The organism is Variovorax sp. GW822-FHT04E09 (genome assembly GCF_058800845.1).
This window is the reverse complement of sequence record NZ_JBXAMR010000003.1, coordinates 704,945-730,105: the sequence shown is the minus strand read 5'-3', so window position 1 is coordinate 730,105 and position 25,161 is coordinate 704,945. Positions and strand designations below refer to the sequence as shown.

Below are 25,161 nucleotides of genomic sequence, written 5' to 3'. Positions count from 1 at the left end.
ATGAACGATGCCCTGCCGATGAACGCGCCCGCGACCTCCGGCCCCTGGTGGCGCTACCCGCTGGTCTGGCTGGTGATCGCGGGGCCCGCCGCCGTGGTGCTGGCGAGCATCGCGACCGTGTGGCTGGCGCTGCGAACGCCCGAGGTGCTGGTGTCGGAGGACTACTACCGCGAAGGCATCGAGATCAACCGCACGCTGGCCGACAAGAAGCGCATGCCGGCGCAGGCCGGGCGCAACCATGCGGCCACGCCCGAGGACGATGTGCCGGTGCCCCGGAGGGGCGCGCAGTGAGTGCCATGCGCCGCATCGCCGGCATCCTGTGGCCGTCGTTCCTCGTGGCCTGCGGCATGGAGGTGCTGGTGTTCGCGATGATCGATCCGATCCACTCGTACTGCGGCGCCGATGCGCTGCGCATGTCGCGCCAGGGCATCTACACCGTGTCCTTCTTCGTGTTCTGGCTGATGGCGGCGGCCTCGAGCGCGTGCACCACGCTGCTGGCGCTGCCGTCCGAGAAAGAGACTGCGTCATGAGCCTGCCCCTGGCCTGCGTTGCCGACACCCCGTCCGTGTTGCCCGTCGAGCTGCTGCGTCGCTTCGACGTGCCCGGCCCGCGCTACACCTCGTACCCCACGGCCGACCGCTTCGTCGAGACCTTCGGCGCCGGCGACTACGCGCAGGCGCTGCACCTGCGGCGCGACGCGGACACGGCCGGCGAGCCGTTGTCGCTGTACGTGCACATCCCGTTCTGCGAATCGCTGTGCTACTACTGCGCCTGCAACAAGGTCGTGACGAAGCACCGCGAGCGCGGGCGGCAGTACCTCGACTACCTCGCGCGCGAAGTGGGGTTGCAGGTCGCGCAGCTTGGCCCCGGCGCGCCCGTCGGCCAGCTGCACCTGGGCGGCGGCACGCCGACCTTCCTGGACGACGAAGAACTGGGCGAACTGGTGACCCTGCTGCGCCGCGCGTTCGCCTTCGTGCCGGGCGGCGAACAGTCGATCGAGATCGATCCGCGCACCGTCGATGCCAAGCGCCTCGCGGCGCTGGCCGCACTCGGTTTCAACCGCCTGAGCTTCGGCGTGCAGGACTTCGACCCCGCCGTGCAGCAGGCCGTGCACCGCATCCAGCCGGCGGCGCAGGTCTTCGCGCTGATGGACGCGGCGCGCGCACTGGGTTTCAAATCGATCAACGTCGATCTGATCTACGGCCTGCCGCGCCAGAACGACGCTTCGTTCGAGCGCACGCTCGCACAGATCCGCGAACTGCGGCCCGACCGCATCGCGCTGTATGCCTACGCCCACCTGCCGGAGCGCTTCAAGCCGCAGCGGCGCATCGCGGCCGACGAGCTGCCCGACGCGCCCACGCGCGTGCGCATGCTCGGGCGCGCGATTGCGGCGCTCACCGAGGCCGGCTACGTCTACATCGGCATGGACCACTTCGCGCTGCCCGACGACCCGCTGGCCGTGGCCAAGCGGGAGGGGCGGCTGCACCGCGATTTCCAGGGCTACAGCACGCAGCCCGACGGCGACCTCGTCGCGCTCGGCGTGTCGGCCATCGGCCGCGTCGGTGCGACCTACAGCCAGAACGCGAAGACGCTGGAAGACTATTACGCGCTGCTCGACCAGGGGCGCCTGCCCGTGGTCAAGGGGCTCGCGCTGTCGGACGACGATGTGCTGCGCCGCGAGGTCATCATGGCGCTGATGTGCCGGGGCCGCGTGGGCTTCGACGCCGTCGAGGCCGCGCACGGCATCGCCTTCGCGGATTACTTCGCCCCTGAGCGTGCCGCGCTGGTGCCGATGGCCGAGCAGGGGCTGGTGCGCCTGTCGCCACGCGCCATCGAGGTCACCGAGGCCGGCTGGTTCCTTGTGCGCGCGGTGGCGATGGTGTTCGACCGTTATTGCGCAGCGACGCGCACGCGCTTTTCGCGCGTGGTTTAGGACGGTATGGACTCACCCGCACTCGCCGGCGCCGCATTGCTGATGGGGCTCGCCGGCGGGCCGCATTGCGTGGCGATGTGCGGCGCGGTGTCGGCCGCGGTGATCCGCATCGTGCCGGTGGGCAGGCCCTCGCAGGCCGTGCATCCCATCGCGCCGGTCGCCTTCCACCTCGGCCGCATGGCGAGCTACGCAGCCGCCGGCGCCATCGCCGCCGCGAGCCTGCACGGCCTGGGCGCGGCCAGCGCGCAGGTCGCGGCCTGGCGCCCGCTGTGGGTCATGCTGCATGTGTTCGTGCTCGCCTGGGGCGTGGTGCTCGCCGTCGCGGGCCGCCAGCCGTTGTGGGCGCAGCGCGCCGGGCGCGCCCTCGAAGCGCGTCTGCGGCCCATGGCCGGCGGCTCGCTGCTGGGCGTGCTGGCCACGGGCACGCTGTGGGTCGCGATGCCCTGCGGCCTGCTGTATTCGGCGCTCATGCTCGCCGCGTTGGGCAACGGGCCGTTGCAAGGTGCCTCGACGATGGCGCTGTTCGCTCTGGGCAGCAGCGTGTCGCTGCTCGCGGCGCCGTGGCTGTGGCAGCGCCTGCGCGGATGGGGCGACAGCGGCACGCGCCAGGCCTGGGGCGCGCGGCTGGCAGGGGTGTTGCTGGCGGCGGTGGCGCTGCAGGCGCTGTGGATGGACCTGAGCCACCGCATCGCCGACTGGTGCGGCTGAGGCGCTAATTCCTCAGGCGATGCTCTCGATCAGCAACGCCTGCAGCACGAACCTCCGGTTGTCCGCCGCCGCCGTGCGCTCGCCGAGCAGGCCCGCGAGCGCAGCCGTGGGGTGGCTGTCGGCTGCGGCACCGTCGTGCACCGGAATGCCCGCGTGCTGGCCGATCTGGCGCACCAGCGCGGCATCGATGCCCTCGCAGGCGACGGCGTCGTAGAGCCGCCCGAGCATGCGCGCCGTGTGCTGCAGCTCCTGCACCGGCGTGTCGGTCGACAGGCTGGAGCGCATGGTCGCGACCTGCGCGCCCAGTTCCTCGGCGGCCTGGCGCAACAGGGCGAGCGCGGCGCTGTCGCTGGTCTCGCTGAGCAGGCCGAGGTTCTTGCCGCGCAGCAGCCGCGGCGGCGCGGTGCCGTCGAGCGCGGCGCGCTGGAGCAGCCGGGCGCGGCCCAGCAGGCTGGCCTCTCTCTGGGGCGACAGCGCAGCGGTGGAAGGGTGCATGGCAAGGTTCGACATGTGTCTCGCGGAGGCTAGCCACCCACGCCGCGCCGGCCTTGACGCACATCAAGGAGCGCGCCGCTGTTACACGCCGGACACAGAGCGTTCACCCGACGTTACGCACCGATGCGGGCCGTTGTCACTGCGGGGCCTCGCGCTTCCTAGCATCGAGACATCGCCTGATCGCAGGCAACGCTACACAAGACAGAACGCCTAGGAATCCCCATGCTCACGAGTGCCCGCCCCAACCCCATCCTGCCGCTTCGGCCCCTTCCGACGGTACAGAAGGAAGACGCGGGCCGCCGCACGGCCGAGCGCCTGCGCCTGCTGGCCGAGCAGCTGCAGCCGCAGCGCCGCATGGTGCACACGGGCGACGTGATCTACCAGGCTGGCGAACGCTTCGGCAACCTCTACATCCTGAACTCGGGCTTCTTCAAGATCGTGAATCTCTCGGCCGACGGGCGCGAGCAGGTGGTGGGCCTGAAGTTTCGCGGCGACTGGCTGGGCTTCGACGGCATCGCGGGCCAGCGCTACGTGTGCGACGCGGTGGCCATGGACACGGGCGAGGTCTGGGTCGTGCCCTACGAATCGCTGCTGGCCGCCTGCACCACGCACCCCGCGCTGCTGCAGATGCTGCACGCCGCGATGAGCCGCGAGATCGCGCACGACCGCGACTCGCTGATGTCGGTGTGCACCTTGCCGGCCGATGCGCGCGTGGCCGACTTCCTGCGCTACTGGGCCGAGTCGCTGGCCGACCGCGGCATGCGCACCGACGAGATCACGCTGCGCATGACGCGCGCCGAGATCGGCAACTACCTGGGCATGACGCTCGAAAGCGTGAGCCGCGCACTCTCGCGGCTGGCGCGCGACAAGGTCATCGGCTTTGCCACCAAGGGCCGGCGCGAGGTGCAGATTCCCGACGTGGGCGCGCTCTCGGCCTTCGTGCAGCGCTGCCTGGCGCCGGCGCCCGCGATGCTTCAGTAAGAAGCGACGTTGAGCAGCGCCCGCGCCATCGCCCGCGCGAGTTCGCTGCGCGAGTAGGGCTTGCGCAGCAGCTCCCAGCCCGGGGGCGCTTCGCGGTCGGCGTCGAGCAGCTCGGCCGAGAAGCCCGACATCAGCAGCACCGCGAGGCGTGGCTGGCGTTGCACCGCCTCGGCGGCCAGCCGCGTGCCGCGCATGCCGGGGCCGAGCGCGATGTCGCTCAGCAGCAGGTCGAAGGGCGTGGCCTCGGCGGCCATCGCGGGCAACGCCTGTTCGGCATTGGCGGCGGTCGCGACCTCGCAGCCCAGCGTGGTCAGGAAGGTGTGGACCACCTGGCGCACCTCGGCGTCGTCTTCGACCAGCATCACGCGCAGGCCGGGTGCCAGCGTGGCTTCGGCTTCGATCTCCATGGGGTCTTCGTCGACAGGCACCGCAGCGCTCGCCGCCTCGGCCTCGACCTGCGGCAGGTAGAGCGTCACGGTGGTGCCGGCGTTGAGCTTGCTGTCGATGGCGATGGCGCCGCGCGACTGCTTCACGAAACCGTACACCGTGCTCAGGCCCAGGCCGGTGCCGCGCCCGGCTTCCTTGGTGGTGAAGAAGGGCTCGAAGAGGTGCTCCATGACCGCGTCGGTCATGCCGGTGCCGCTGTCGGCGATGGAGAGCGCGACAAAACGGCGGCCGGCGTCGGCATCGCTCAGTTCCTGGCGCACGGTCGCGGGCAGGGCGTCGCAGGCCTCGGCGCGAAAGTGCAGACGGCCGCCCTCGGGCATGGCGTCGCGCGCGTTGATGGCGATGTTCAGCAGCGCCGATTCGAGCTGGCCCGGGTCGGCGCGCACGGCGGGGCAGGGATCGTCGGCGTCGATCTCGATCTGGATGCGCTGGTCGAGCGTGCGGCGCAGCATGTCGGTGAGCGAGTGCAGCATCTGCCGCACGTCGACCGCGTCGGGCTGCAGCATCTGGCGCCGCGAGAAGGCCAGCAGCTTGCCCGTGAGCTCGGCGCCGCGCCGGCTGGCGCGCGCGGCGGCGGCCACGAGCTGCTGCGCGTAGCCGTCGGCCGCGAGCTGCGGCAGCTCTTCGAGCACCTGCAGGTTGCCCTGGATGATGGTGAGCAGGTTGTTGAAGTCGTGCGCGATGCCGCCGGTGAGCTGGCCCACGCTCTCCAGGCGCTGCGCGTGGTTCAGCGCCTCTTCGGTCTGCACGCGCTGCAGGCTGGTGGCCAGCAGGCTGGCCACCGATTCGAGAAAGCGGATTTCCTCGTCGCCGAAGCGCCGCGCGGCCGTGGCGCGCACCGACAGCATGCCGGTCACGCGGCCCCGGTCGGACAGCGGCACGGCCAGCGCGCTGACCAGCCCGGCCTCGAGGTAGGCGGGCGGCACGGTGAAGCGGCGCTCTTCGCGGTAGTCGGGCACGACGACGGGGCAGCCTTGCGAGAGCACGTAGCCGGGTTGGGTGTCGGGCCGGTTGGCGATGCGCAGGCCCACGCTCTCGTCGGCGACCAGGCCCACGCCGCTGGCCAGGCGGAACTCGCGCTGGCTGCCGTCGAGCAGCCACACCATCGCCACCTCGACCTGCAATGCGGTCGCGACGATGTCGGGCACCTGCGCCAGCACCACCTGCAGGTCGCGCGTGTCGACCGCCAGGCGGCCCAGCTGCGCCAGGTGTTCGCTGTAGCGCGCGCGCTGCAGCGCCTGCTTCACGCGCGGGTAGGCGCCGATGTCGCGGATCGCGGCCACCACGAAGGGCAGGCCCTGGTTCTGCAGCGGGCTCAGCGCGATCTCGACCATCACCTCGCTGCCGTCCTTGCGCTTGGCGACGAGTTCCATGTCGGTGCCCATCGGGCGCGGGCGCGGTGCGCGGCCGTAGGCTTCGCGAAACGCCGCGTGGCGCGGGCGGATGCTGTCGGGCACCAGCGCTTCCACGCTCAGGCCCACGAGCTCGTCGGCCGCGTAGCCGAGCATGGCGGCGGCCGAGGGGTTGGCCAGCACGATGCGGCCCGACTGGTCCACCACCAGCAGCGAATCGGGATACGCGGCGAACAGCGAGCGGAACACGCTGCCTTCCTCGACGCCCGAGGGCAGGCCGGGAATCGAGGGGGCGTTGCCGTCAGCCATGGGTGACCGGCGGCACCAGGATGTAGCCTGCGCCGCGCACCGACTTGATGAGCTGCGGATCGTCGGCGTTGGCCTCGATCTTCTTGCGCAGCCGGCCGACCTGCACGTCGATCGTGCGGTCGAAGGGCGCGGCTTCGCGACCGCGCGTCTGCTCGAGCAGGAAGTCGCGCGAGAGCACGCGGCCCGGGTGCCGCGCGAAGGCGCACAGCAGGTCGAACTCGCCCGTGGTCAGCGCCACGGCTTCGCCCTGCGCGTTGCTGAGGCTGCGCGCGGCGGTGTCCAGGCGCCAGCCGGCGAAGCGCAGGCGCTCGGGCGGCGTGGGCGCGGCGGCCGCTGCCGACGCGTCGGGCGTCAGGCGCCGCAGCACGGCCTTGACGCGCGCCGCCAGCTCGCGCAGGTCGAAGGGCTTGGTCACGTAGTCGTCGGCGCCCACTTCGAGGCCCACCACCTTGTCCACCGGGTCGCCGCGGCCGGTGACGATCACGAGGCCGCAGCGCCAGTTCTCGCGCATGTGGCGGGCGATGGAAAAACCGTCTTCACCGGGCAGGCCCAGGTCCAGCAGCACGAGGTCGGCCGGGTCGGCGGCCATGAGCGAGCGCAGCGCCGCGCCGTCGTGGATCTGGGTGACGCGATAGCCGTGGCCCTGGAGGTAGTTGGCCAGCAGCAGCGTGATGTCGACCTCGTCGTCGAGCACCGCGATGTGGGGGGCAGAAGTCATGCGGGGGCTGGGAGAAAAAACGCCGGCGCCACGGGGAAGGGCGCAGGGAGCCGGGAAGCGTAGCACGCAAGGCGCGGCTGTGGCAGCCGCAGCGGCCGCTGTTGATCTGGCGCAAGGCATGCGGGCGGGGCGCTTCCGAGAATCGCGCCCGTTGTCCACAGGGTCCAGAAGGTACGAACGAATGGCATCTTTTCTTTTCTCGGGCGCGCTCGATCTTCCGTGGTGGGGCGTGCTGCTGGCCGCGCTGGCGCTGACGCACGTCACCATCGCCTCGGTCACCATCTTCCTGCACCGCCACCAGGCGCACCGCGCGCTCGACCTGCATCCCATTGCGAGCCACTTCTTCCGCTTCTGGCTCTGGATGACGACGGGCATGGTCACCAAGCAATGGGCCGCGGTGCACCGCAAGCACCACGCCAAGTGCGACACGCCCGACGACCCGCACAGCCCGCAGGTGGTGGGCCTGAAGCGCGTGCTCTGGGGCGGCGTGCTGCTGTATGTGGCCGAGGCGCGCAACCCCGAGACGCTCAGCCGCTACGGCCACGGCACGCCCGACGACTGGCTCGAGCGGCGGCTGTACACGCGCTACCAGACGCTGGGCATCACCTGCATGGGCCTGATCGACATGGCGCTGTTCGGCGTGCTGCCGGGCGCGCTGGTGCTGCTCGTGCAGATCGCCTGGATTCCGTTCTGGGCCGCCGGTGTGGTCAACGGCATCGGCCACTTCTGGGGTTACCGCAACTGGCCCGCGGCGGACGCGAGCACGAACATCTTTCCCATCGGCCTGCTGATCGGCGGCGAGGAGCTGCACAACAACCACCACGCGTTCCCGACCTCGGCCAAGCTGTCGAACAAGTGGTTCGAGTTCGACATCGGCTGGGTCTACATCCGCGCGCTGCAGGCGCTGGGGCTGGCGAAGGTGAAGCACCTGGCGCCGAAGCCGCGCCTCACCACGCCGCGCGCCACCGTCGACCTGCTCACGGTGCAGGCGGTGATCCGGCACCACTACGACGTGCTGTCGAACTACTCGCGCTCGCTGAAGCAGGCCTGCACCGACGAGCTGGCGCGCGTGCATGCGCTCGCGCCGAACAAGGCCCGTGCGCTGCGCGCCGCGCGGCCCTGGCTTGGCAAGGAAGAAAAAGCGCTCGACGCCACGCGCCATGCGCAGCTCACGCAAGCGCTGGTGGCTTCGCAGGCGTTGGAAACGATGTACGCCATGCGGCGCGAGCTGACCGCGCTGTGGAGCCGTTCAGGCGCCACGGGCGAACAGCTCGTGAAGCGGCTGCAGGACTGGTGCGAGCGCGCCGAAGCCAGCGGCATCGCGCCGCTGGCGGCCTTTGCGGTGCGGCTGCGTTCCTACGCCTGAGGACGGCCTTCGCGGGTGCCGTCAGGCCGGCCCGACCTGCACCGCCACCTCGAGCGGCACGGCCCGGCGCAGCGCACTGCCCACCGGGGAGTGGGCCTCAGCCCAGTGCACCAGGTCGCGCAGGTCCTGCTCCGGCACGCCGTCCGCGGCGATCCGCACCGCGACGTGCATGCGGCTGGGGCCGGCGGGCACGGAGGCCGGCTCGCCGAGCAGGCCGCGGCTGTCCGACTGGCTGCCGACGACCACTTCGAGGGTCGTCAACGCGATGCCGAGTTGCGCGGCCCGCATGGCGATCACCGTCGTTTCGCAACTGGCCAGGGCGGCGCGCATGAACCAGCCGGGGGATGGCGCTTCAGCCTTGCCTCCGATGGCCTTGGGCATGTCGGTCGCGATGGATTCCCCCGTGGGCCCGGTCACGCGAAAGTGCAGGCCCGACACCAGCGTGGCCGTGGCCGGCTTGTCCTGGGTCAGGGCGTCCTGGGGATGCGTCGCGAAGTGGCTCGCGAGGGTGTCCATGGACTGCCGGATGTGCTGGGGTGAGCTCATGGCGCTGCTCCTTGAAACGGGGAACGGGCGGGCGGTTCTTGCGCGAAAGAAGCCGCGAGCGGAGCAGGCCATTCTGGGCGCGGTGCCGGGCCCCGTCAAACCGGCGGCGGGTGGCCGGCCTACTGGTTCGCGACCTGCCCGTCCGGCAGGCTGAAGCGCTCGGACTCCACCTTGGCCGCGGCTTCGGGCGCGCGGATCAGCAGCACCGGCACGGGCGCCACCCGCAGGATGTGTTCCGCGCTGCTGCCCATGGCCCAGCGGCTCAGGCCGCGCCGGCCGTGCGTGCCGAGCACGATCAGGTCGGCCTTCGAATCGACGGCCTCGGTCACCACCTGGTCGTGGACCGCGCCGGCCTTGAAGCCGTCGCGCAGCACGACCTCGGCCTCGACGCCCGCTTCCTGCGCCTGGGCGTGGGCGTTCTCGAGCAGCGTCACGGCGTTGGCGCGCAGCGCCCCGAGCCAGTCGCCCGAATGGCCGACGTAGACGTCCATGCCGAGCGCGAACGAGAGCTCGTCCAGGATGTGGACGATGCGCAGGCGGCCACCGGTGAGCTTTGCCAGGCGGATGGCTTCGGCCAGGCCTTCGGCGGAGGTGGAACTGCCGTCGACGGGAACCAGGATGCGTTGGTACATGGTGTGGAACCTCCAGGGTGTGTTGAAGAAAAAGACAGGAGATGCCATGCCAGTCTGTGCCTGGCTGCGTGCACGGGCCTTGATCTGGAACAAGCCTGGGCCGCCTCGGACTTGCGACCCTTGGGGCCTTCGAAAGAAGGAGACCCCGCCATGACCCATGCCGCCGTCCGGATCATTCGCCAGGAGCACGCCGCGCTGGCGGCCATGCTGCGTTCCATCGTGATGCTGCTCGACCAACACCGCCGTAAGGGCACGATGCCCGACTTCTCGACGCTGCGCGCGATGCTGTTCTACGTGGACGAGTTTCCCGAGAAGCGCCACCACCCGAAGGAGACCGAGCTGCTCTTTCCCCGGCTGCGCGCGTGCACGCCGATCTCGCGCGACCTGATGGACAAGCTGGACAACGACCATGCCTGGGGCGAGCGCAAGATCCGCCACGTCGAGCACGCGCTGCTCGCCTTCGAGATGCTCGGCGAGCCGCGCCGCCTGGCCTTCGAGCAGGCGATGAACGAGTACGTGGGCTTCTACCTGGAGCACATGGCGCACGAGGAACGCGAGATCCTGCCGCTGGCCGAGCGCGTGCTCAGTGCCGACGACTGGCGCGAACTCGATGCGGCCTTCGGCGAGAACCGCGACCTGTTCTCCAACCACCCCGCGCCCGACGAGGTGTATGCGTCGCTCTTCACGCGCATCGTCAACGCGGTGCCCGCGCCGATCGGGCTGGGGCCGGCGCTGTAACGACGGTTCACGTCCGGATCGCGTAGGCTCGGCCTGAACTCATTCAGGACCAACGAGACGGCGAGATGGACATCGATCAGATCAGGGGAAGGCTGGACTTCCTTCGCGAGGCCGAGCGCCTCAAGAGCGTGCTGCGCAGCGCGCACACCGCCTCGGGCCGCACCGAGAGCACGGCCGAGCACAGCTGGCGCCTGTGCCTGATGGCCATGGCCTTCGAGGACGAGCTGGCCGACCTCGACCTGCTCAAGGTGCTGAAGATGTGCGTGGTGCACGACCTGGGCGAGGCGATCCATGGCGACATTCCTGCCATCGTGCAAGGCGCGCATCCCGACAAGAGCGCGCAGGAGCGCGAAGACCTGCAGGTGCTCACGCGCACGCTCGACGCGCCGCTGCGCGCGGGCATCCTGGCGCTGTGGGACGAGTACGAAAAGGCCGAGACGCCCGAAGCGCAGGCGGTGAAGGCGCTCGACAAGCTCGAGACCCTGCTGCAGCACAACCAGGGCGCAAACCCGCCGGACTTCGACTACGAATTCAACCTCGGCTACGGCCAGAAGCACACCGGCAGCCGGCCGCTGTTCCGTGCCATGCGGGCGCTGGTGGATGCCGACACGCAGAAGAAGGTGGAGGCTGCGCGACGGGCGGAGTCGGGGCTGGTGGTTCGCCCCGAGCAACCGGGCGACGAGGCCGCCATCCGGCAATTGACGGTGGCGGCGTTTGCCGAGGCACCGCATGCCGACGGCACCGAACACCTCATCGTCGACGCCTTGCGCGCGGCCGGGCAGCTCACGCTGTCGCTCGTGGTCGAAGACGGTGGCGAGATCGTCGGTCATGTGGCGCTGTCGCCCGTGGCAATTTCCGACGGCACGACCGGCTGGCATGGCCTGGGCCCGATCTCGGTGGCGCCCGCGCGCCAGGGGCAGGGCATCGGCCGGCGGCTGATGGACGCGGCGCTGGCGGGACTGCGCGACGCTGGCGCGCAAGGCTGCGTGCTGCTGGGCGACCCGGCCTTCTATGGCCGCTTCGGCTTCGTCGTGCGGCCCGGGCTGGTGCTGCCGGGCGTGCCGCCGGAATACTTTCAGGCCGTGTTGTTCCACGGCGCGTGGCCGGTCGGCGACGTGCGGTACCACGCAGCGTTCGGCGTCGGTGCCTGACGCACGGACCGGGGGCGCAAGGCGTTCATAATCGCCCCCGTCATGCCTGCCCGCCACCTGCCTTCGGACACTGCCCATGCGCCGCGCGTGAAGCGCGCGCAGACCTCGGTGTCCGCGCGTTCCGCGACCCCCGAACCCCCCCGCCGCCGCATCCATGACGGTGGTGCGTCCCGCAGCCTTGCGGGCTTCACCGCGATGGAGAGCAGCGCACCGGCCCGCGCGCCGTCTGCGGCGCGACCGCGCAACTGGCGCACGACCCTGCTGGGTGTGGCGCTCGGGCTGGTGATCGCGATGCTGTTGCTCATGAAGTGGCTGCTCGACTACCAGGTCGATGCCGCGCAGGCGCGCCACGCGCAGGAAGCCCAGGCGCGCACGCAGGCCGCGCGCTGCTTCGGCCGCGATGCCGGGCCGTCGTGCCCGCCGGCCGGCCGCACGGTCGTCGAGACCGTCGAGTCCGCAGCGACGAGATAACCCCGCGCACCGCGTGCGCGGTGCCTCATTCGTTCAGTTCAGCGCAGCACCAGCACCGGAATGTGCGAGTGCGTCAGCACGTGCAGCGTCTCGCTGCCCAGCAGCAGCCGTGCGAGGCTGCGGCGCCCGTGCGAGGCCATCACGATCAGGTCGCAGTCCTGGTTCTTGGCGGCGTGGATGATGGCCTCGGCCACCTGGTTCGACTTCATGACCACCGCGTCGGCGCGGCGCACGCCCTTGGCCAGGGCGGTGTCGCGCACCGCATCGGCCACGCGCTGGGCCGCCTGCTCGACGTGTTTCTGGTTGGCCTCGAAATCCGTCTGGTTCAGCAGCATCGAGCCTTCGAAGTAGCCATAGGGCTGGATGTGCGCGACGTTGACGCTCACCAGCTCGGCGCCGGTCAGCAACGCGAGGTCGATGGCCGCGGCCACCGCCTTGTCCGACAGCGAAGAGCCGTCGGTTGCGACGAGAACACGCTTGTACATGGCAGGCTCCTTGGCCCCCGGCACCGCGGGTGCCCTCACTGCCCAGTCTAGGTCGCGCGAGCCGGTCTTTCAAGGCGCGGCGCAGCGGCCGCGCCGCTGGCCGTCAGCTGCTCGTGCTGTGGCGCCGTCCCAGTGCGAACACCGAGTTCGGCGCGTCGACCACGAAGGGCTTGCGCACCGGCGAGCCGACGACGGCCGTGGTGCGGCGGGCGGCCGCGCTGGTGGCGGGCTGCACGCCCTTGGCCTTCTGTTCGTCGACCAGGCTCTGCAGCGAGATCGAGCGCAGGAACTCGACGGCGCGCAGGTTCACGGAGGCCCACAGGTCGTCGATCTCGCAGCGGCCGGGTTCGTCGGCCGAGCCGGCGGCGCGCGGGCGGATCTTGCTGGCGCCCAGGTCTTCGATGGTGAGCACGATGTCGGCCACCGTGATCTCCGCGGCCTTGCGGCTGAGCGAGTAGCCGCCGCCGGGGCCGCGGGTGGATTCGACCAGCCCGTTGCGGCGCAGCTTGGCGAACAGCAGTTCCAGGTACGAGAGCGAGACCTGCTGGCGCAGGCTGATCGAGGCCAGCGTGACGGGGCCCGAGCGGCCGTGCAGGGCGATGTCGATCATCGCGGTGACCGCGAAGCGGCCCTTGGTGGTGAGGCGCATGGTGTTTCCTTCCTTGCTTGTCGTTCTGTGTGCGCTTACTCGTCGCGGCCGCCGGCGATGCCCAGCAGGGCCAGCAGCGACTGGAACACGTTGTAGAGGCTCAGGTACACGCCCAGCGTGGCCGAGATGTAGTTGGTCTCGAGGCCGTCCTTCACGCGCTTCAGGTCATGCAGGATGAAGGCCGAGAAGATGCCGATGGCAGCGACCGACAGCGTCATCATCAGCGCGCTCGACTGGATGAAGACGTTGGCGATGCCCACCACCAACAGGCCGATGGCGCCCACGAAGAGCCACTTGCCCATGGCCGAGATGTCGCGCTTGATGACCGTCGAGAGCATGGCCATGCCCAGGAAGATGCCGCCGGTGCCGGCGAAGGCGGTCATGACCAGGCTGGCGCCGTTGGACAGGCCGAGCACGCTGCCGACCAGGCGCGACAGCATCAGGCCCATGAAGAAGGTGAAGGCCAGCAGCACGGGCACGCCGGCGGCGGAGTTCTTGGTCTTCTCGATGGCGTACATGAAGCCGAAGGCGCCGCCGAGGAACACCATGATGCCGATGCCCGGCGACATGGCGCGCGTGAGGCCGGTGGCCACGCCGAGCCAGGCGCCCAGCACGGTGGGCACCATCGACAGCGCGAGCAGCCAGTAGGTGTTGCGCAGAACGCGGTTGCGTTCCTGGACCGAGGCCAACGGTGCGCCGAAGCTGGAGGGGTAGGCCGATTGGCTGGAGTTCATCGAAAAATCCTGAAAAAAGAGAGAGGGCCGGACGGGTCGCATGACACGTGCGGCGGGGCCGTCAGACGGCTGAAAAAGAAGGGGCAGGGGCGTCGCGCGAAAAGGGCGACGGGCCGGATCGGATGAGCGCAAACGCCCGGACTGCAACAGTCCTCAGGCGCTCGCTCGCCGCCGCGCGGCCTCAGGCGGCGAGGAGGGCGTGGGGCCGGGGTGGCCGCTTGGGCCGGTCGAGCAGCGGCGAGAGCACCGAGGTGGAGCCCAGCCGCGGCGGTTGCGCGGACAGCACCAGCAGGTTGCGCGCGTGGGGACGGGCGTCGACCAGTTCGGCGTGCTCGGAGCCCGCTTCGTCCATGGCGGACGGGTCTTCGGACGAGGTCTTGCCGATGTCCTTGTCGCCGCCATCGGCCAGCGAGGCGGCGAGCGTCGCGACGGTCTGGCGTTCGCCGGACGACGACGTCACATGGTGGCCGCCGACCAGCCCGTGCGCGAGCACGGCGAAGCCGTAGCAGGACAGCATGAAAGCGAGGACGGTAGCGGCAAACCAGCGGGACATGTAGGGGTATTTTACCCGCCGCCACGGATCGGCTCCGGCGAGCGCGAATTCATCCGACCACGGCGCACGGGTGTTGCCATCGTCCATCGGGTGGAACGCTGCAGGCAAATTTCGCCGACTACCGGACTTTCGGGCGCGCTTTTACGCTGACGGACATGCATCGGGGGCCATTTTTCCCCGGCATTCAACCTCGCAAAGGAAGCCTCTCATGTCCAAGCCTTACACCCGTCTCGACAAGAACGATGTCGCCGTGCTGCTGGTCGACCACCAGACCGGCCTGCTCTCGCTGGTGCGCGACATCGACCCCGACAAGTTCAAGAACAACGTGCTGGCCCTGGCCGACATCGCCAGCTACTTCAAGCTGCCCACGGTGCTGACCACCAGTTTCGAGAACGGCCCCAACGGCCCGCTGGTGCCCGAGCTGAAGGCCCAGTTTCCCGACGCGCCCTACATTCCCCGCCCCGGCCAGATCAACGCCTGGGACAACGAGGACTTCGTCAAGGCCGTGAAGGCCACGGGCAAGAAGCAGCTGCTGATCGCCGGCGTGGTCACCGAGGTCTGCGTGGCTTTCCCGGCGCTGTCGGCGCTGGCCGAGGGCTTCGACGTGTTCGTCGTCACCGACGCGTCGGGCACCTTCAACGACGTGACGCGCCAGGCCGCGTGGGACCGCATGTCGGCCGCCGGCGCGCAGCTGATGTCGTGGTTCGGCGTGGCCTGCGAGCTGCACCGCGACTGGCGCAACGACATCGAGGGCCTGGGGACGCTGTTCTCCAACCACATCCCCGACTACCGCAACCTCATCACCAGCTACACGCAGCTGACCCAGGGAAAGTGAGCACCCCATGACCACACCGAACACCGTCGCCAACTTCAACGGCGCCAAGCCCGTCATCGATCCCGACGACGCCGTGATGCTGCTCATCGACCACCAGAGCGGGCTGTTCCAGACCGTGAAGGACATGCCGATGACCGAGCTGCGCTCCAACGTCACCACGCTGGCCAAGGTCGCGACGCTGGCGAAGATCCCGGTCATCACCACCGCCTCGGTGCCGCAGGGGCCGAACGGCCCGCTGATTCCCGAAGTGCACAAGTACGCGCCGCATGCGCAGTACGTGGCGCGCAAGGGCGAGATCAACGCCTGGGACAACCCCGAGTTCGTGGCCGCCGTGAAGGCCACCGGGCGCGGCACGCTGATCATTGCCGGCACGATCACCAGCGTGTGCATGGCCTTCCCGAGCATCGCGGCGGTGCACGAGGGCTACCGCGTGTTCGCGGTGATCGACGCCTCGGGCACCTACTCGAAGATGGCGCAGGAGATCACGCTGGCGCGCGTGGTGCAGGCCGGCGTGGTGCCGATCGACACCGCGGGCGTGTGCTCCGAAGTGCAGAAGACCTGGCACCGCGACGATGCCGCGCAATGGGCCGAGGCCTACAGCGCCGTGTTCCCGCCCTACCAGCTGCTGATCGAGAGCTACATGAAGGCGCAGGAGGTCGTGACGAACAGCGAGCAGCTGGATTCGCAGCGCGCCTGATCTTCCGGGTGCGACACTGACGAACGCCGCGCCGCACGCGAAACGTGCGGCGCGGCGTTCCTTCTTCTTTCAACGCACGGCAAGGAGCCCCGCATGGACAGTCCCCGCATCCTGATCATTCCCGGCAGCGCCCGCGACGGTTCGCTCAACCGCCGGCTGGCGGCCGTGGCCGCGGCCACCGCGCGCGCGGCGGGCCTGCAGGTGACGGAGATGGACCTGCGCGCGCTGGCGCTGCCCGTGTACGACGGCGACCTCGAGGCCGCCTCGGGCGTGCCGGCCGGCGCGCACGAACTGCGCAGCGCCATCGCGGCGAGCGACGGCGTGCTGATCGTCACGCCCGAGTACAACGGCTTTCCCACGCCGCTGGTCATCAACGCCTTCAGCTGGCTCTCGCGCATTCCGCCGGGCGAGGGCCACGCGGGCGGGCTGGCCGCCACGGCCAACAAGCCGGCCGCGCTGCTGTCGGCCTCGCCCGGGCCGCTGGGCGCGCTGCGCTCGATGAACTTCCTGCGCCAGTACCTGCAGATGGCCTTCGCCATGCTGGTGGCGCCGCAGCAGTTCGCGCTCGGGCGCGCGAACGAGGCCTTCGATGCCGACGGTGCGCTGAAGGACGCGCGCGCCGCGCAGTCGGTGCAGAAGGTGGTGGCGGCGCTGGCCGCGCTCGCGACGGCGCTGCCCACGCCACGCTGACCCGCACAGGGCGGCGTTCGTGCTGTCGCGCGAACGACCGTCCCGATCCGCATCGCGACGTATCTTCGACCGCACATTGGAAGAAGGACGAGACGACATGCAATTCGAATTCACGCCCCGGGTGCTCGCGCTGCGCGCCGAGCTGCTCAAGTTCATGGACGAGCACGTCTACCCGAACGAGAAGCGCCGCGAGGAAGAGCTGGCCGCCAACGCCCGCGCCGGCCGGCCCTACGCCGAACTGCCGATGATGGCGGGCCTCAAGGCCAAGGCGCGCGAGCGCGGCCTGTGGAACCTGTTCCTGCCCGAGTCGGAACACGGGCCGGGCCTGAGCAATGTCGAGTACGCGCCGCTGTGCGAGATCATGGGCCGGCGCTACTGGTGCGCGGAAATCTTCAACTGCTCCGCGCCCGACACCGGCAACATGGAAGTGCTGGCGCGCTACGGCACGAAGGCGCAGCAGGAACGCTGGCTCACGCCGCTGCTGGCCGGCGAGATCCGCTCGTCGTTCGCCATGACCGAGCCCGAGGTGGCCTCCAGCGACGCCACCAACATCCGCTGCAGCATCCGCCGCGAGGGTGACGAGTACGTCATCAACGGGCGCAAGTGGTACATCACCGGCGCCATGAACGAGCGCTGCGAGATCTTCGTGCTGATGGGCAAGACTGACCCCGACAACGCCGACCGCCACAAGCAGCAGTCGATGGTGCTCGTGCCCAAGAACACGCCCGGCATCACCATCGTGCGCGACATGCAGCTGCTGGGCATGTACGACCCGCCCTTCGGCCACCCCGAGATCGTGTTCGACAACGTGCGCGTGCCGGTCGAGAACATCCTGCTGGGCGAGGGCCGCGGCTTCGAGATCGCGCAGGGCCGCCTCGGCCCCGGACGCATCCACCACTGCATGCGCGCCATCGGCATGGCCGAGGCCGCGCTGGAGATGATGTGCCAGCGCCTGGTGTCGCGCGTGGCCTTCCACAAGCCACTGTCGGAGCAGGGCGTGTGGCGCGAGCGCATTGCCGAGTCGCGCATGCTCATCGAGCAGTCGCGCTGGATGGTGCTGAATGCGGCCTACCGCATGGACACCGTCGGCAACAAGGTGGCGGCCAAGGAGATCGCCATGATCAAGGTGCTCACGCCGAACAACTGCGTGAAGGTGATCGACTGGGCCATGCAGGCCTTCGGCGCGATGGGCCTGAGCCAGGACACGCTGCTCACGCACTTCTACGCCTACGAGCGCCACCTGCGCGTGGCCGATGGCCCCGACGAGGTGCATCGCAACGCGATCGCGAAGCAGGAGCTGGCGGCGTACCAGTAACGGCAGTGCCGCCGCCACCGTGAGCGTATGGGCGTCAGTCCACGCGCTTCGCGCGCTCCAGCATCGCGTGCAGCAAGACGTTGCAGCCGGCCGTCAGGTGGTCGGGCTGCGCGTCCTCGATCTCGTTGTGGCTGATGCCGTCCTTGCAGGGCACGAAGATCATGCCGGCCGGTGCGAGCCGCGCGGCATAGATCGCGTCGTGGCCCGCGCCCGAGACCACGTCCATGGTCGAATAGCCGAGCCGTTCGGTCGCGCGGCGCACCGCATCCACGCAATCGGGGTGAAACGGGCAGGGCGGAAAGTACGACACGCGCTCGATCGTCACGTCCAACCCGGTCTCGCGTCCCGTGCGTTCGACGAAGGCGAGGATCTCGCCGTGCATGCGGTCGAGCAATTCGCCGCTCACGTTGCGCAGGTCGACCGAGAACTTCACCTCGCCCGGAATCACGTTGCGACTGTTCGGGTGCACCTGCACCATGCCGACCGTGCCGCGCCCGTAGGGCGGGTAGCGCAGCCCGATGGCCACCACCTCCTGCATGATCCGCGTCGCCACCTGCAGCGCGTCGCGACGCAGGTGCATCGGCGTGGGGCCCGCATGCGCCTCCATGCCCGTCACCACGCAGTCGTACCACGAGAGGCCGAGCACCGCCGGCACCACGCCGATGACCTTGTCCGCATCTTCCAGCACCGGCCCCTGCTCGATGTGCGCCTCGAAGTAGGCGCCGATGGGGTGGTCGCCCGGCGTCTGGTCGCCGATGTAGCCGATGCGCGCCAGCTCGTCGCGCACCGTCTTGCCCTCGGTGTCTTTCGCGGCGTAGGCGTGCTCCAGGCTGAAGGCGCCGCAGAACACGCCCGAGCCCATCATCACCGGCACGAAGCGCGAGCCTTCCTCATTCGTCCAGAACGCGACTTCGATGGGCGCCTCGGTGCGAATGCCCTGGTCGTTCAGCGTTCGCACCACCTCCAGCGCCGACAGCACGCCGTAGTTGCCGTCGAACTTGCCGCCGGTGGGCTGCGTGTCGATGTGGCTGCCCGACACGACGGGCGGCAGCGCGGGGTTGGTGCCTTCGCGGCGCATGAAGACGTTGCCGATCTTGTCGACGGTGATGCTCAGCCCCGCTTCCTTGCCCCACGACACCACGAGGTCGCGGCCCTGCTTGTCGAGGTCGGTCAGCGCCAGCCGCTTGACGCCGCCCTTGGGGGTGGCGCCGATGCGTGCCAATTCCATCAGCGAGTTCCACAGGCGCTCGCCGTTGATCGTCAGCACCTGCGTGTCCACTGCTGCATTCATGTATGACTCCTTGGGGGTTCAGCGCGCCACGGCCGTGGGCGCGTGCTGCTGCTTGAAGCGTTCGAGCGCGGTGAACATCGGCGCGAAGGGCGGGCGCTTGAGGTAGCGGCCGGTGCCCGGCTCGGCGCGCAGGTCGCCGTTGCGGTAGACCCAGCGGCCGGCGGCCACGGTGTGGCGCGGCACGCCCGTCACTTGGCGGCCTTCGAAGATGTTGAAGTCGCTCTTCGAGTGCTGCGTCTTCACCGACAGCGTCTTGGTGGCCTTCGGGTCCCAGACCACGATGTCGGCGTCGGCACCGGGCTGGATCACGCCCTTGCGCGGGTACAGGTTGAACAGCTGCGCCGCGTTGGTGGAGGTGACGCGCACGAACTCCGACGGCGTGAGCCGGCCGGCGTTGACGCCCGCGTCCCACAGCACGGCCATGCGCTCTTCGACGCCGCCGCAGCCGTTGGGAATCTTCGTGAAGTCGTCGCGGCCGGCCGCCTTCTGCTCGGCGCAGAAGGTGCAGTGGTCGGTGGCCGTGGTGTGCAGGTTGCCGCCCTGCAGGCCGCGCCACAGCATGGCCTGGTTCTCGCGCGAGCGGAAGGGCGGACTCATCACGTGGGCGGCGGCGCGCGCGAAGTCGGGGTCGCGGTAGGCGCTCTCGTCGACCACGAGGTGACCGGCCAGCACCTCGCCGTACACGCGCTGGCCGCGCGCGCGGGCGCGGGCGATGGCGTCGAGTGCTTCGCCGCACGACACGTGCACCACGTAGATCGGCACGCCCAGCACGTCGGCGATGGCAATGGCGCGGTTGGCGGCCTCGGCCTCGACCATCGGCGGGCGCGACAGCGGATGGCCTTCAGGCCCGCGAATGCCCTGCGCCAGCAACTGCTGTTGAAGCATCGCGACCAGCTCGCCGTTCTCCGCGTGCACCGTCGGCATGGCGCCGAGCTCCAGCGAACGCTGGAAGCTCTTCACCAGGATCTCGTCGTCGGCCATGATCGCGTTCTTGTAGGCCATGAAGTGCTTGAAGCTGTTCACGCCGTGCTCGTGCACCAGCGTGCCCATGTCCTTGTGCACGCTGTCGTTCCACCAGGTCACGGCCACGTGAAAGCTGTAGTCGCCGGCCGATTTCTCGGCCCAGCCCCGCCACATGCGGAAGGCGTCCATCAGCGACTGCTGCGGGTCGGGAATCACGAAGTCGATGATGCTGGTGGTGCCGCCGGCCAGGCCGGCCGCCGTGCCGCTGAAGAAGTCGTCGGCCGCCACGGTGCCCATGAAGGGCAGCTGCATGTGGGTGTGCGGGTCGATGCCGCCGGGCATGACATAGGCGCCGCCGGCGTCGACGACTTCGGCGCCCGCCGGCATCTGCAGGTCGGTGCCGACCTGGAGGATCTTGTCCCCCTGGCAGAGCACGTCGGCACGGTGCTCGGCATCGGCGTTGACCACCGTGCCACCGCGAATGAGAACGGTCATGGCGTGGGTTCCTTTTCTTTCTTGCTTCAGCTGGGGTTCTTGAGGGGTGGGGCCAGGCCCTGAAGCTGCGGCGCACGCGCCTTCATCAGCCCCATGTAGACCACGGCCGACAGCACCACGCCGACGAACCAGGCGTAGGTGTAGATCGTCTTGAAGAACTCGGGCATCGACGGCACGGCCGACGGAAAGGCGGCGTTGAGGAAGCCGGGGATGTTCGGCAGCACGCCGACGATGAAAGCGACGATGGCCGCCATGTTCCAGCCGTTGCCGTAGCTGTAGGCGCCGTTCTCGCGGTAGAGCGCCTCGACGTCCAGCTCCTTGCGGCGGATGAGGTAGTAGTCGGCAATCAGGATGCCGGCCACCGGCCCCAGCAGCGCCGAGTAGCCGATGAGCCAGGTGAAGATGTAGCCCTGCGTGGTCTCCAACACCTTCCACGGCATCATCACGATGGCGATGCCGGCGGTGATGTAGCCGCCCGTGCGGTACGAGATCTTCTTCGGGTTGAGGGCAGAGAAGTCGTAGGCCGGGCCCACTAGGTTGGCCGCCAGGTTCACGCTCACGGTGTCGATCAGCAGGATGATGAGCGCGAGCAGCACCGCGGCGCCGGTCATGCGGCTGGCCAGGTCCACCGGGTCCCACAGCGCTTTGCCGTAGATGACCACGGTGGCCGAGGTGACCATCACGGCCATCATCGCGAGCAGGCCCATGGGTGCGGGCAGGCCGATCACCTGGCCCACCACCTGGTCGCGCTGCGAGCGCGAGAAGCGCGTGAAGTCGGGGATGTTCAGCGCCAGCGTGGCCCAGAAGCCGACCATGGCCGTCAGCGACGGCCAGAACACAGCCCAGAACATGCCGGCCTTCTTGCCGCCGGCCTCGAACTGCGAAGGCTGGTCGAAGATCGGGCCCAGGCCGCCCGCGCGCTGCACGGCCCAGTAGAGCAGGGCGATGCACACGATGATCTTCAGCGGCGCGGTGTACGTTTCGAGCCGTCGGATCGACTCGATGCCGTGCACCACGAAGTAAAGCTGAATGGCCCAGAAGATCAGGAAGCACACGAGCTGCGCGCCGTTGATGCCGAGCATCGGCAGCTTGTCGCCGCCCAGCGGCTGGCCCATGAGCACGCCGACCAGCGTGTAGATCATCTGGCCGCCGAACCAGGTCTGGATGCCGTACCAGCCGCAGGCCACGATGGCGCGCAGCAGCGCAGGCAGCCGCGCCCCGCGCGTGCCGAACGAGGCGCGCGCCATCACCGCATACGGAATGCCGTACTTCGCGCCCGCGTGGCCGATGAGCAGCATCGGCACCAGCACGATGGCGTTGCCGAGGAACACGGTCAGCACCGCCTGCCCCCAGGACATGCCGCCTTCGATCAGGCTGGCCGCCAGCATGTAGGCGGGGATGCACATCACCATGCCCACCCAGAGCGCGGCGAAGTGGTACCAGCGCCACGTTCGCTGCGCCAGCGTGGTGGGCGCCAGGTCCTCGTTCCAGAGGTTTGCGGCGGGTGCGCCGTCGTGCTGTGGGGTCGTCATGTGGGTTTTCTCCTGCACGTGTGTCGTGCTTCTGGCCGTGTGGTCGTTCCCCTCCCGCCGCCGCCCGGTCTGCGCCGGGCTTGGTCATTCACTTGCTCACTCACTCACTCACTCGCTTGTTCGATATCCCGTTCAGGCGGGGCTGCCGGTGCGCATCGGGTTGTTGGGGTGCGTGGTCCAGTTGGCGTAGTGGCCGACCACCGGGTGGCCGGTGCGCGCGTCCGTCTCGCCGGCCTTCAGCGTGCGCATCGACAGCGCGCCGGGCACCGGGCAGATCGACACGCACAGGTTGCAGCCGACGCACTCTTCTTCCTTCACCTCGAAGAAGCGCATGCCGTCTTTCGTGGCGCTGATGGCCTGGTGCGAGGTGTCTTCGCACACCACATGGCAACGGCCGCACTGGATGCACAGGTCCTGGTGAATCACCGCCTTGTCGACGTGGTTCAGGTTGAGCTGCTGCCAGTCGGTGATGCTGCCGACCGCACGGCCGCGCATCTGCTCGAGGTTGGCGTAGCCCTTCTGGTCCATGAAGTTGGAGAGGCCGTCGCACAGGTCCTGCACGATCTTGAAGCCATAGACCATGGCGGCGGTGCACACCTGCACCGAGCCGCTGCCCAGCGCGATGAACTCGGCCGCATCGCGCCAGGTCGAGACGCCGCCGATGCCCGAGATCGGCAGGCCGGCGGTCTGCGGGTCGCGCGCGATCTCGGCCACCATGTGCAGCGCGATGGGCTTGGCGCCGGGGCCGCAGTAGCCGCCGTGCGAGCCCTTGCCGTCGGTGTGCGGAAACATCGCCATCGCGTCCAGGTCGACGCCCATGATCGAGTTGATGGTGTTGATGAGGCTCACCGCGTCGGCGCCGCCCTTCTTCGCGGCGCGCGCGGCGGGCCGGATGTCGGCCACGTTGGGCGTGAGCTTCACGATCACCGGCAGCTTGGAGTAGTGCTTGCACCACTCGGCCACCATCTGGATGTACTCGGGCACCTGGCCCACGGCCGCGCCCATGCCGCGCTCGCTCATGCCGTGCGGGCAGCCGAAGTTCAGCTCGATGCCGTCGCAGCCGGTGTCTTCGACCCTCGGCAGGATGTTCTTCCACGCCTCTTCGGTGCACGGCACCATGATCGACGCCACCAGCGCGCGGTCGGGCCAGTTGCGCTTGACACGCGTCATCTCTTCGAGGTTGGTGCGCAGCGGGCGGTCGGAGATCAGCTCGATGTTGTTGAAGCCCGTCACGCGGCGGTCGGCCGCATACGACACGGCATAGCGCGGGCCGTGCACGTTGACCACGTTCGGGTCTTCGCCCACGGTCTTCCACACCACGCCGCCCCAGCCGGCCTCGAAGGCGCGGACCACGTTGATCTCCTTGTCGGTCGGCGGCGCCGAAGCCAGCCAGAAAGGGTTGGGGCTGCGGATGCCCACGAAGTCGATGCTCAGGTCTGCCATGTGAATTGCTCCTGTCGCGCCGCGGCGCGCACGGATGAATGGAGTAAAGGGAAGGGAGGGCGCTGTCGCGTCAGGCGGCGCGCAGGTGGCGGTCGATGGACAGCGCGGCCTGCTTGCCGTCTTCCACCGCCTCGACCGTGAGGTCGCGCCCGCCGAAGCGCGCGTCGCCGCCGGCCCAGACCTTCGGGAGCGAGCTGCGGCACTCCGCATCGGTGCTGATGCGCCCGCCCTGCAGCTGCACGCCGCTGTCTTCCAGCGCGGTCGCGACAAAGCTCTGGCCGATGGCGCACAGCACCATGTCGGCCTGCAGTGCGAGCGCTTCGCCGGTCTCGACCAGCTTGCCGTCGACCAGCGCGGTGCGCGCGAAGTCGATGCCGCGCAGCACGCCGCCCTTGGCGCGCAAGGCCTTGGGCGCGGCCCAGTGGATGATGCGCACGCCGTTCTCCTTGGCCCAGCTCTGTTCGTCGACCGAGGCGCCCATGGCTTCGGCGCCGCGTCGGTAGACGATGCTCACGTCTTCCGCGCCGAGCTTGCGCGACTGCACGGCCGCATCCACGGCCGTCATGCCGCCGCCGATCACCACCACATGGCGGCCGATGGCCACGTCGGCCGGCGACGCGGCCTGGCGCAGTTCGGCAATGAAGTCCACCGCGTCGCGCACACCGGTCTGCTCTCCCAGGCCCAGCGTGTTCACGCCCGCCAGGCCCAGGCCCAGGAACACCGCGTCGTAGCCGGCGGCGAGCGCATCCAGGTGCAACTCGCGGCCCAGTGCCTGGTTGTTGCGCACCTCGATGCCGCCGACCGACAGCAGCCACTCGATCTCGCGTTGCGCGAAGTCGTTCACCGTCTTGTAGCTGGCCAGGCCGTATTCGTTGAGGCCGCCGAGCTTGGGGCGCGCGTCGAACAGCGTCACCTGGTGGCCCAGCACCGCCAGGCGATGCGCGCAGGCCAGGCCGGCCGGGCCCGCGCCGACGACGGCAATGCGCTTGCCGGTGTCGGCTGCGCGCACGAAGAGCGGTGCACCGGGCGCGTCGAAGAAGGCATCGGTCGCGTGGCGCTGCAGCAGGCCGATCTCGACCGGCTTGCTCTCGTTGCTGTTGCGCACGCAGGCCTGCTCGCACAGCACCTCGGTCGGGCACACGCGGGCGCACATGCCGCCCAGCGGGTTCTCTTCGAGGATGGTGCGCGCGGCGCCGCGCAGGTTGCCGTCGGCAATGCGGCGGATGAAGGTCGGGATGTCGATGCCCGTGGGGCAGGCCGTCTGGCAGGGCGCGTCGAAGCAGTAGTAGCAGCGCTCGGCCTCGATGTTGGCCTGCACCACGTTCAGCGGCGGGTGGGCGTCGCAGAAGTTCTTGGCGTACTGCGCGGGGTCGAGACGGCCGGCGCGCACATCGGAGGCAATGTGCGCGCTGGGCGCGACGGGATTCATCGTGCTGCTCATGGGCTTTCAAGCTCCAGGTCGTGGTGGGGTAACCGTGTGCGACATGAGAGATCGAGCCCTCATGAAGTTTGACCAAGTGGTCGAATGTCGCGATGATTCAGCAAACGAGGGGTGCCGCCCATACACAGTTGGCGCGGCGCACGAGAAAGTGTTTGCCGCTGCCGACCATGCTGTTTGGTGCACTCCCCAGC

Annotated in this window: 27 protein-coding genes and 1 pseudogene; 14 read left to right on the top strand and 14 right to left on the bottom strand. The window is 69.5% G+C overall.

All coding sequences use genetic code 11. The annotated features are described in order from the left end of the window. From AC1RL8_RS15675 to AC1RL8_RS15660, 4 genes are read left to right on the top strand one after another with little or no spacing between them, the layout of a single operon-like run. Positions 1-291, top strand: coding sequence for a FixH family protein (locus tag AC1RL8_RS15675; RefSeq protein WP_070062094.1), 291 nt, complete (start codon positions 1-3; stop codon positions 289-291). Positions 292-296: 5 nt separating this feature from the next. Next, entirely contained in the window at positions 297-530 is a 234-nt protein-coding gene (locus AC1RL8_RS15670) for a hypothetical protein (RefSeq protein ID WP_223301390.1), read from the top strand. After that, positions 527-1,933: an oxygen-independent coproporphyrinogen III oxidase gene (gene hemN / locus AC1RL8_RS15665; protein WP_492684737.1), complete on the top strand. Its 1,407-nt coding sequence runs from the start codon at positions 527-529 to the stop codon at positions 1,931-1,933. Before AC1RL8_RS15670 ends, hemN begins: the two co-directional genes overlap by 4 nt. Positions 1,934-1,939: 6 nt before the next feature. Next, positions 1,940-2,641 carry a sulfite exporter TauE/SafE family protein gene (locus tag AC1RL8_RS15660; protein WP_492684736.1) on the top strand — a complete coding sequence of 234 codons (702 nt, stop codon included), beginning with the start codon at positions 1,940-1,942 and terminating at the stop codon, positions 2,639-2,641. A gap of 12 nt (positions 2,642-2,653) precedes the next feature. Here AC1RL8_RS15660 and AC1RL8_RS15655 read toward each other — a convergent pair whose 3' ends face one another. Beyond that, positions 2,654-3,136 carry a Rossmann-fold NAD(P)-binding domain-containing protein gene (locus AC1RL8_RS15655; RefSeq protein ID WP_369629917.1) on the bottom strand — a complete coding sequence of 161 codons (483 nt, stop codon included), beginning with the start codon at positions 3,134-3,136 and terminating at the stop codon, positions 2,654-2,656. A gap of 222 nt (positions 3,137-3,358) precedes the next feature. Between AC1RL8_RS15655 and AC1RL8_RS15650 the strand changes: the two genes are divergently transcribed. Next, positions 3,359-4,117, top strand: coding sequence for a Crp/Fnr family transcriptional regulator (locus tag AC1RL8_RS15650; protein WP_235926378.1), 759 nt, complete (start codon positions 3,359-3,361; stop codon positions 4,115-4,117). Here the strand turns inward: AC1RL8_RS15650 and AC1RL8_RS15645 are convergent. Then, a complete protein-coding gene (locus AC1RL8_RS15645) occupies positions 4,111-6,225 on the bottom strand; it encodes a PAS domain S-box protein (RefSeq protein ID WP_492684735.1) in 2,115 nt (704 codons plus the stop codon). The genes AC1RL8_RS15650 and AC1RL8_RS15645 overlap by 7 nt on opposite strands. Further along, a complete protein-coding gene (locus tag AC1RL8_RS15640) occupies positions 6,218-6,943 on the bottom strand; it encodes a winged helix-turn-helix domain-containing protein (protein ID WP_070062099.1) in 726 nt (241 codons plus the stop codon). The genes AC1RL8_RS15645 and AC1RL8_RS15640 overlap by 8 nt, the downstream gene beginning before the upstream one ends. Before the next feature lie 181 nt (positions 6,944-7,124). On the opposite strand from AC1RL8_RS15640, the gene AC1RL8_RS15635 reads away from it, so the two are divergent. Beyond that, complete coding sequence (locus AC1RL8_RS15635; protein ID WP_492684734.1) at positions 7,125-8,309, top strand: DesA family fatty acid desaturase; 1,185 nt, start codon at positions 7,125-7,127, stop codon at positions 8,307-8,309. Positions 8,310-8,330: 21 nt separating this feature from the next. Here AC1RL8_RS15635 and AC1RL8_RS15630 read toward each other — a convergent pair whose 3' ends face one another. Both AC1RL8_RS15630 and AC1RL8_RS15625 read right to left on the bottom strand, forming a co-directional pair. Beyond that, on the bottom strand, positions 8,331-8,855 hold the full coding sequence (locus tag AC1RL8_RS15630; protein WP_492684733.1) for an OsmC family protein: 525 nt from the start codon (positions 8,853-8,855) through the stop codon (positions 8,331-8,333). 119 nt (positions 8,856-8,974) lie between these two features. Further along, positions 8,975-9,487 carry a universal stress protein gene (locus tag AC1RL8_RS15625; RefSeq protein ID WP_492684732.1) on the bottom strand — a complete coding sequence of 171 codons (513 nt, stop codon included), beginning with the start codon at positions 9,485-9,487 and terminating at the stop codon, positions 8,975-8,977. 150 nt (positions 9,488-9,637) lie between these two features. On the opposite strand from AC1RL8_RS15625, the gene AC1RL8_RS15620 reads away from it, so the two are divergent. From AC1RL8_RS15620 to AC1RL8_RS15605, 4 genes and pseudogenes are all read left to right on the top strand, one after another. Beyond that, positions 9,638-10,225, top strand: a complete 588-nt coding sequence (locus AC1RL8_RS15620) for a hemerythrin domain-containing protein (protein ID WP_492684731.1) — start codon at positions 9,638-9,640, stop codon at positions 10,223-10,225. 65 nt (positions 10,226-10,290) lie between these two features. Continuing rightward, positions 10,291-10,854 (top strand): annotated as a pseudogene (locus AC1RL8_RS15615) (HD domain-containing protein); the annotation flags it as partial. 21 nt (positions 10,855-10,875) lie between these two features. Then, positions 10,876-11,376, top strand: coding sequence for a GNAT family N-acetyltransferase (locus AC1RL8_RS15610; protein WP_492684878.1), 501 nt, complete (start codon positions 10,876-10,878; stop codon positions 11,374-11,376). 42 nt (positions 11,377-11,418) lie between these two features. Continuing rightward, positions 11,419-11,847 (top strand): hypothetical protein, encoded by a 429-nt coding sequence (locus AC1RL8_RS15605; protein ID WP_062479965.1) that lies wholly within the window; start codon positions 11,419-11,421, stop codon positions 11,845-11,847. 38 nt (positions 11,848-11,885) lie between these two features. On the opposite strand, the gene AC1RL8_RS15600 is transcribed toward AC1RL8_RS15605, so the two are convergent. The 4 genes from AC1RL8_RS15600 to AC1RL8_RS15585 form a co-directional block, all read right to left on the bottom strand. After that, the gene (locus AC1RL8_RS15600; protein ID WP_062479963.1) at positions 11,886-12,332 is read right to left on the bottom strand and encodes a universal stress protein; all 447 of its coding nucleotides are present in this window, start codon (positions 12,330-12,332) and stop codon (positions 11,886-11,888) included. 103 nt (positions 12,333-12,435) lie between these two features. Further along, positions 12,436-12,981 (bottom strand): Rrf2 family transcriptional regulator, encoded by a 546-nt coding sequence (locus AC1RL8_RS15595; RefSeq protein WP_062479961.1) that lies wholly within the window; start codon positions 12,979-12,981, stop codon positions 12,436-12,438. Positions 12,982-13,016: 35 nt separating this feature from the next. Further along, a complete protein-coding gene (locus AC1RL8_RS15590) occupies positions 13,017-13,715 on the bottom strand; it encodes a Bax inhibitor-1/YccA family protein (RefSeq protein WP_062479959.1) in 699 nt (232 codons plus the stop codon). A 181-nt stretch (positions 13,716-13,896) separates the two neighbouring features. Continuing rightward, on the bottom strand, positions 13,897-14,232 hold the full coding sequence (locus AC1RL8_RS15585; protein WP_062479977.1) for a hypothetical protein: 336 nt from the start codon (positions 14,230-14,232) through the stop codon (positions 13,897-13,899). A 244-nt stretch (positions 14,233-14,476) separates the two neighbouring features. Here AC1RL8_RS15585 and ycaC point away from each other — a divergent pair, with 244 nt between their 5' ends. The 4 genes from ycaC (at position 14,477) to AC1RL8_RS15565 (ending at position 17,805) form a co-directional block, all read left to right on the top strand. After that, positions 14,477-15,103: an isochorismate family cysteine hydrolase YcaC gene (gene ycaC, locus AC1RL8_RS15580; RefSeq protein WP_062479957.1), complete on the top strand. Its 627-nt coding sequence runs from the start codon at positions 14,477-14,479 to the stop codon at positions 15,101-15,103. Between the two features lie 7 nt (positions 15,104-15,110). Next, positions 15,111-15,800, top strand: a complete 690-nt coding sequence (locus tag AC1RL8_RS15575) for an isochorismatase family protein (RefSeq protein ID WP_062479955.1) — start codon at positions 15,111-15,113, stop codon at positions 15,798-15,800. A gap of 93 nt (positions 15,801-15,893) precedes the next feature. Continuing rightward, positions 15,894-16,490 carry an NADPH-dependent FMN reductase gene (locus tag AC1RL8_RS15570; protein ID WP_492684730.1) on the top strand — a complete coding sequence of 199 codons (597 nt, stop codon included), beginning with the start codon at positions 15,894-15,896 and terminating at the stop codon, positions 16,488-16,490. Positions 16,491-16,587: 97 nt separating this feature from the next. Further along, positions 16,588-17,805 (top strand): acyl-CoA dehydrogenase family protein, encoded by a 1,218-nt coding sequence (locus AC1RL8_RS15565; RefSeq protein WP_070062107.1) that lies wholly within the window; start codon positions 16,588-16,590, stop codon positions 17,803-17,805. Positions 17,806-17,839: 34 nt separating this feature from the next. Here the strand turns inward: AC1RL8_RS15565 and AC1RL8_RS15560 are convergent, their stop codons facing one another. The 5 genes from AC1RL8_RS15560 to AC1RL8_RS15540 form a co-directional block, all read right to left on the bottom strand. Next, the gene (locus AC1RL8_RS15560; RefSeq protein WP_492684729.1) at positions 17,840-19,096 is read right to left on the bottom strand and encodes a Zn-dependent hydrolase; all 1,257 of its coding nucleotides are present in this window, start codon (positions 19,094-19,096) and stop codon (positions 17,840-17,842) included. An 18-nt stretch (positions 19,097-19,114) separates the two neighbouring features. After that, positions 19,115-20,554, bottom strand: a complete 1,440-nt coding sequence (gene hydA, locus AC1RL8_RS15555) for a dihydropyrimidinase (RefSeq protein WP_492684728.1) — start codon at positions 20,552-20,554, stop codon at positions 19,115-19,117. Between the two features lie 26 nt (positions 20,555-20,580). Next, positions 20,581-22,086 carry an NCS1 family nucleobase:cation symporter-1 gene (locus AC1RL8_RS15550; protein WP_492684727.1) on the bottom strand — a complete coding sequence of 502 codons (1,506 nt, stop codon included), beginning with the start codon at positions 22,084-22,086 and terminating at the stop codon, positions 20,581-20,583. A 132-nt stretch (positions 22,087-22,218) separates the two neighbouring features. Continuing rightward, on the bottom strand, positions 22,219-23,529 hold the full coding sequence (gene preA, locus AC1RL8_RS15545; protein WP_159275517.1) for an NAD-dependent dihydropyrimidine dehydrogenase subunit PreA: 1,311 nt from the start codon (positions 23,527-23,529) through the stop codon (positions 22,219-22,221). A 70-nt stretch (positions 23,530-23,599) separates the two neighbouring features. Beyond that, positions 23,600-24,970, bottom strand: coding sequence for an NAD(P)-dependent oxidoreductase (locus AC1RL8_RS15540; protein WP_492684726.1), 1,371 nt, complete (start codon positions 24,968-24,970; stop codon positions 23,600-23,602). Positions 24,971-25,161 lie beyond the last annotated feature (191 nt).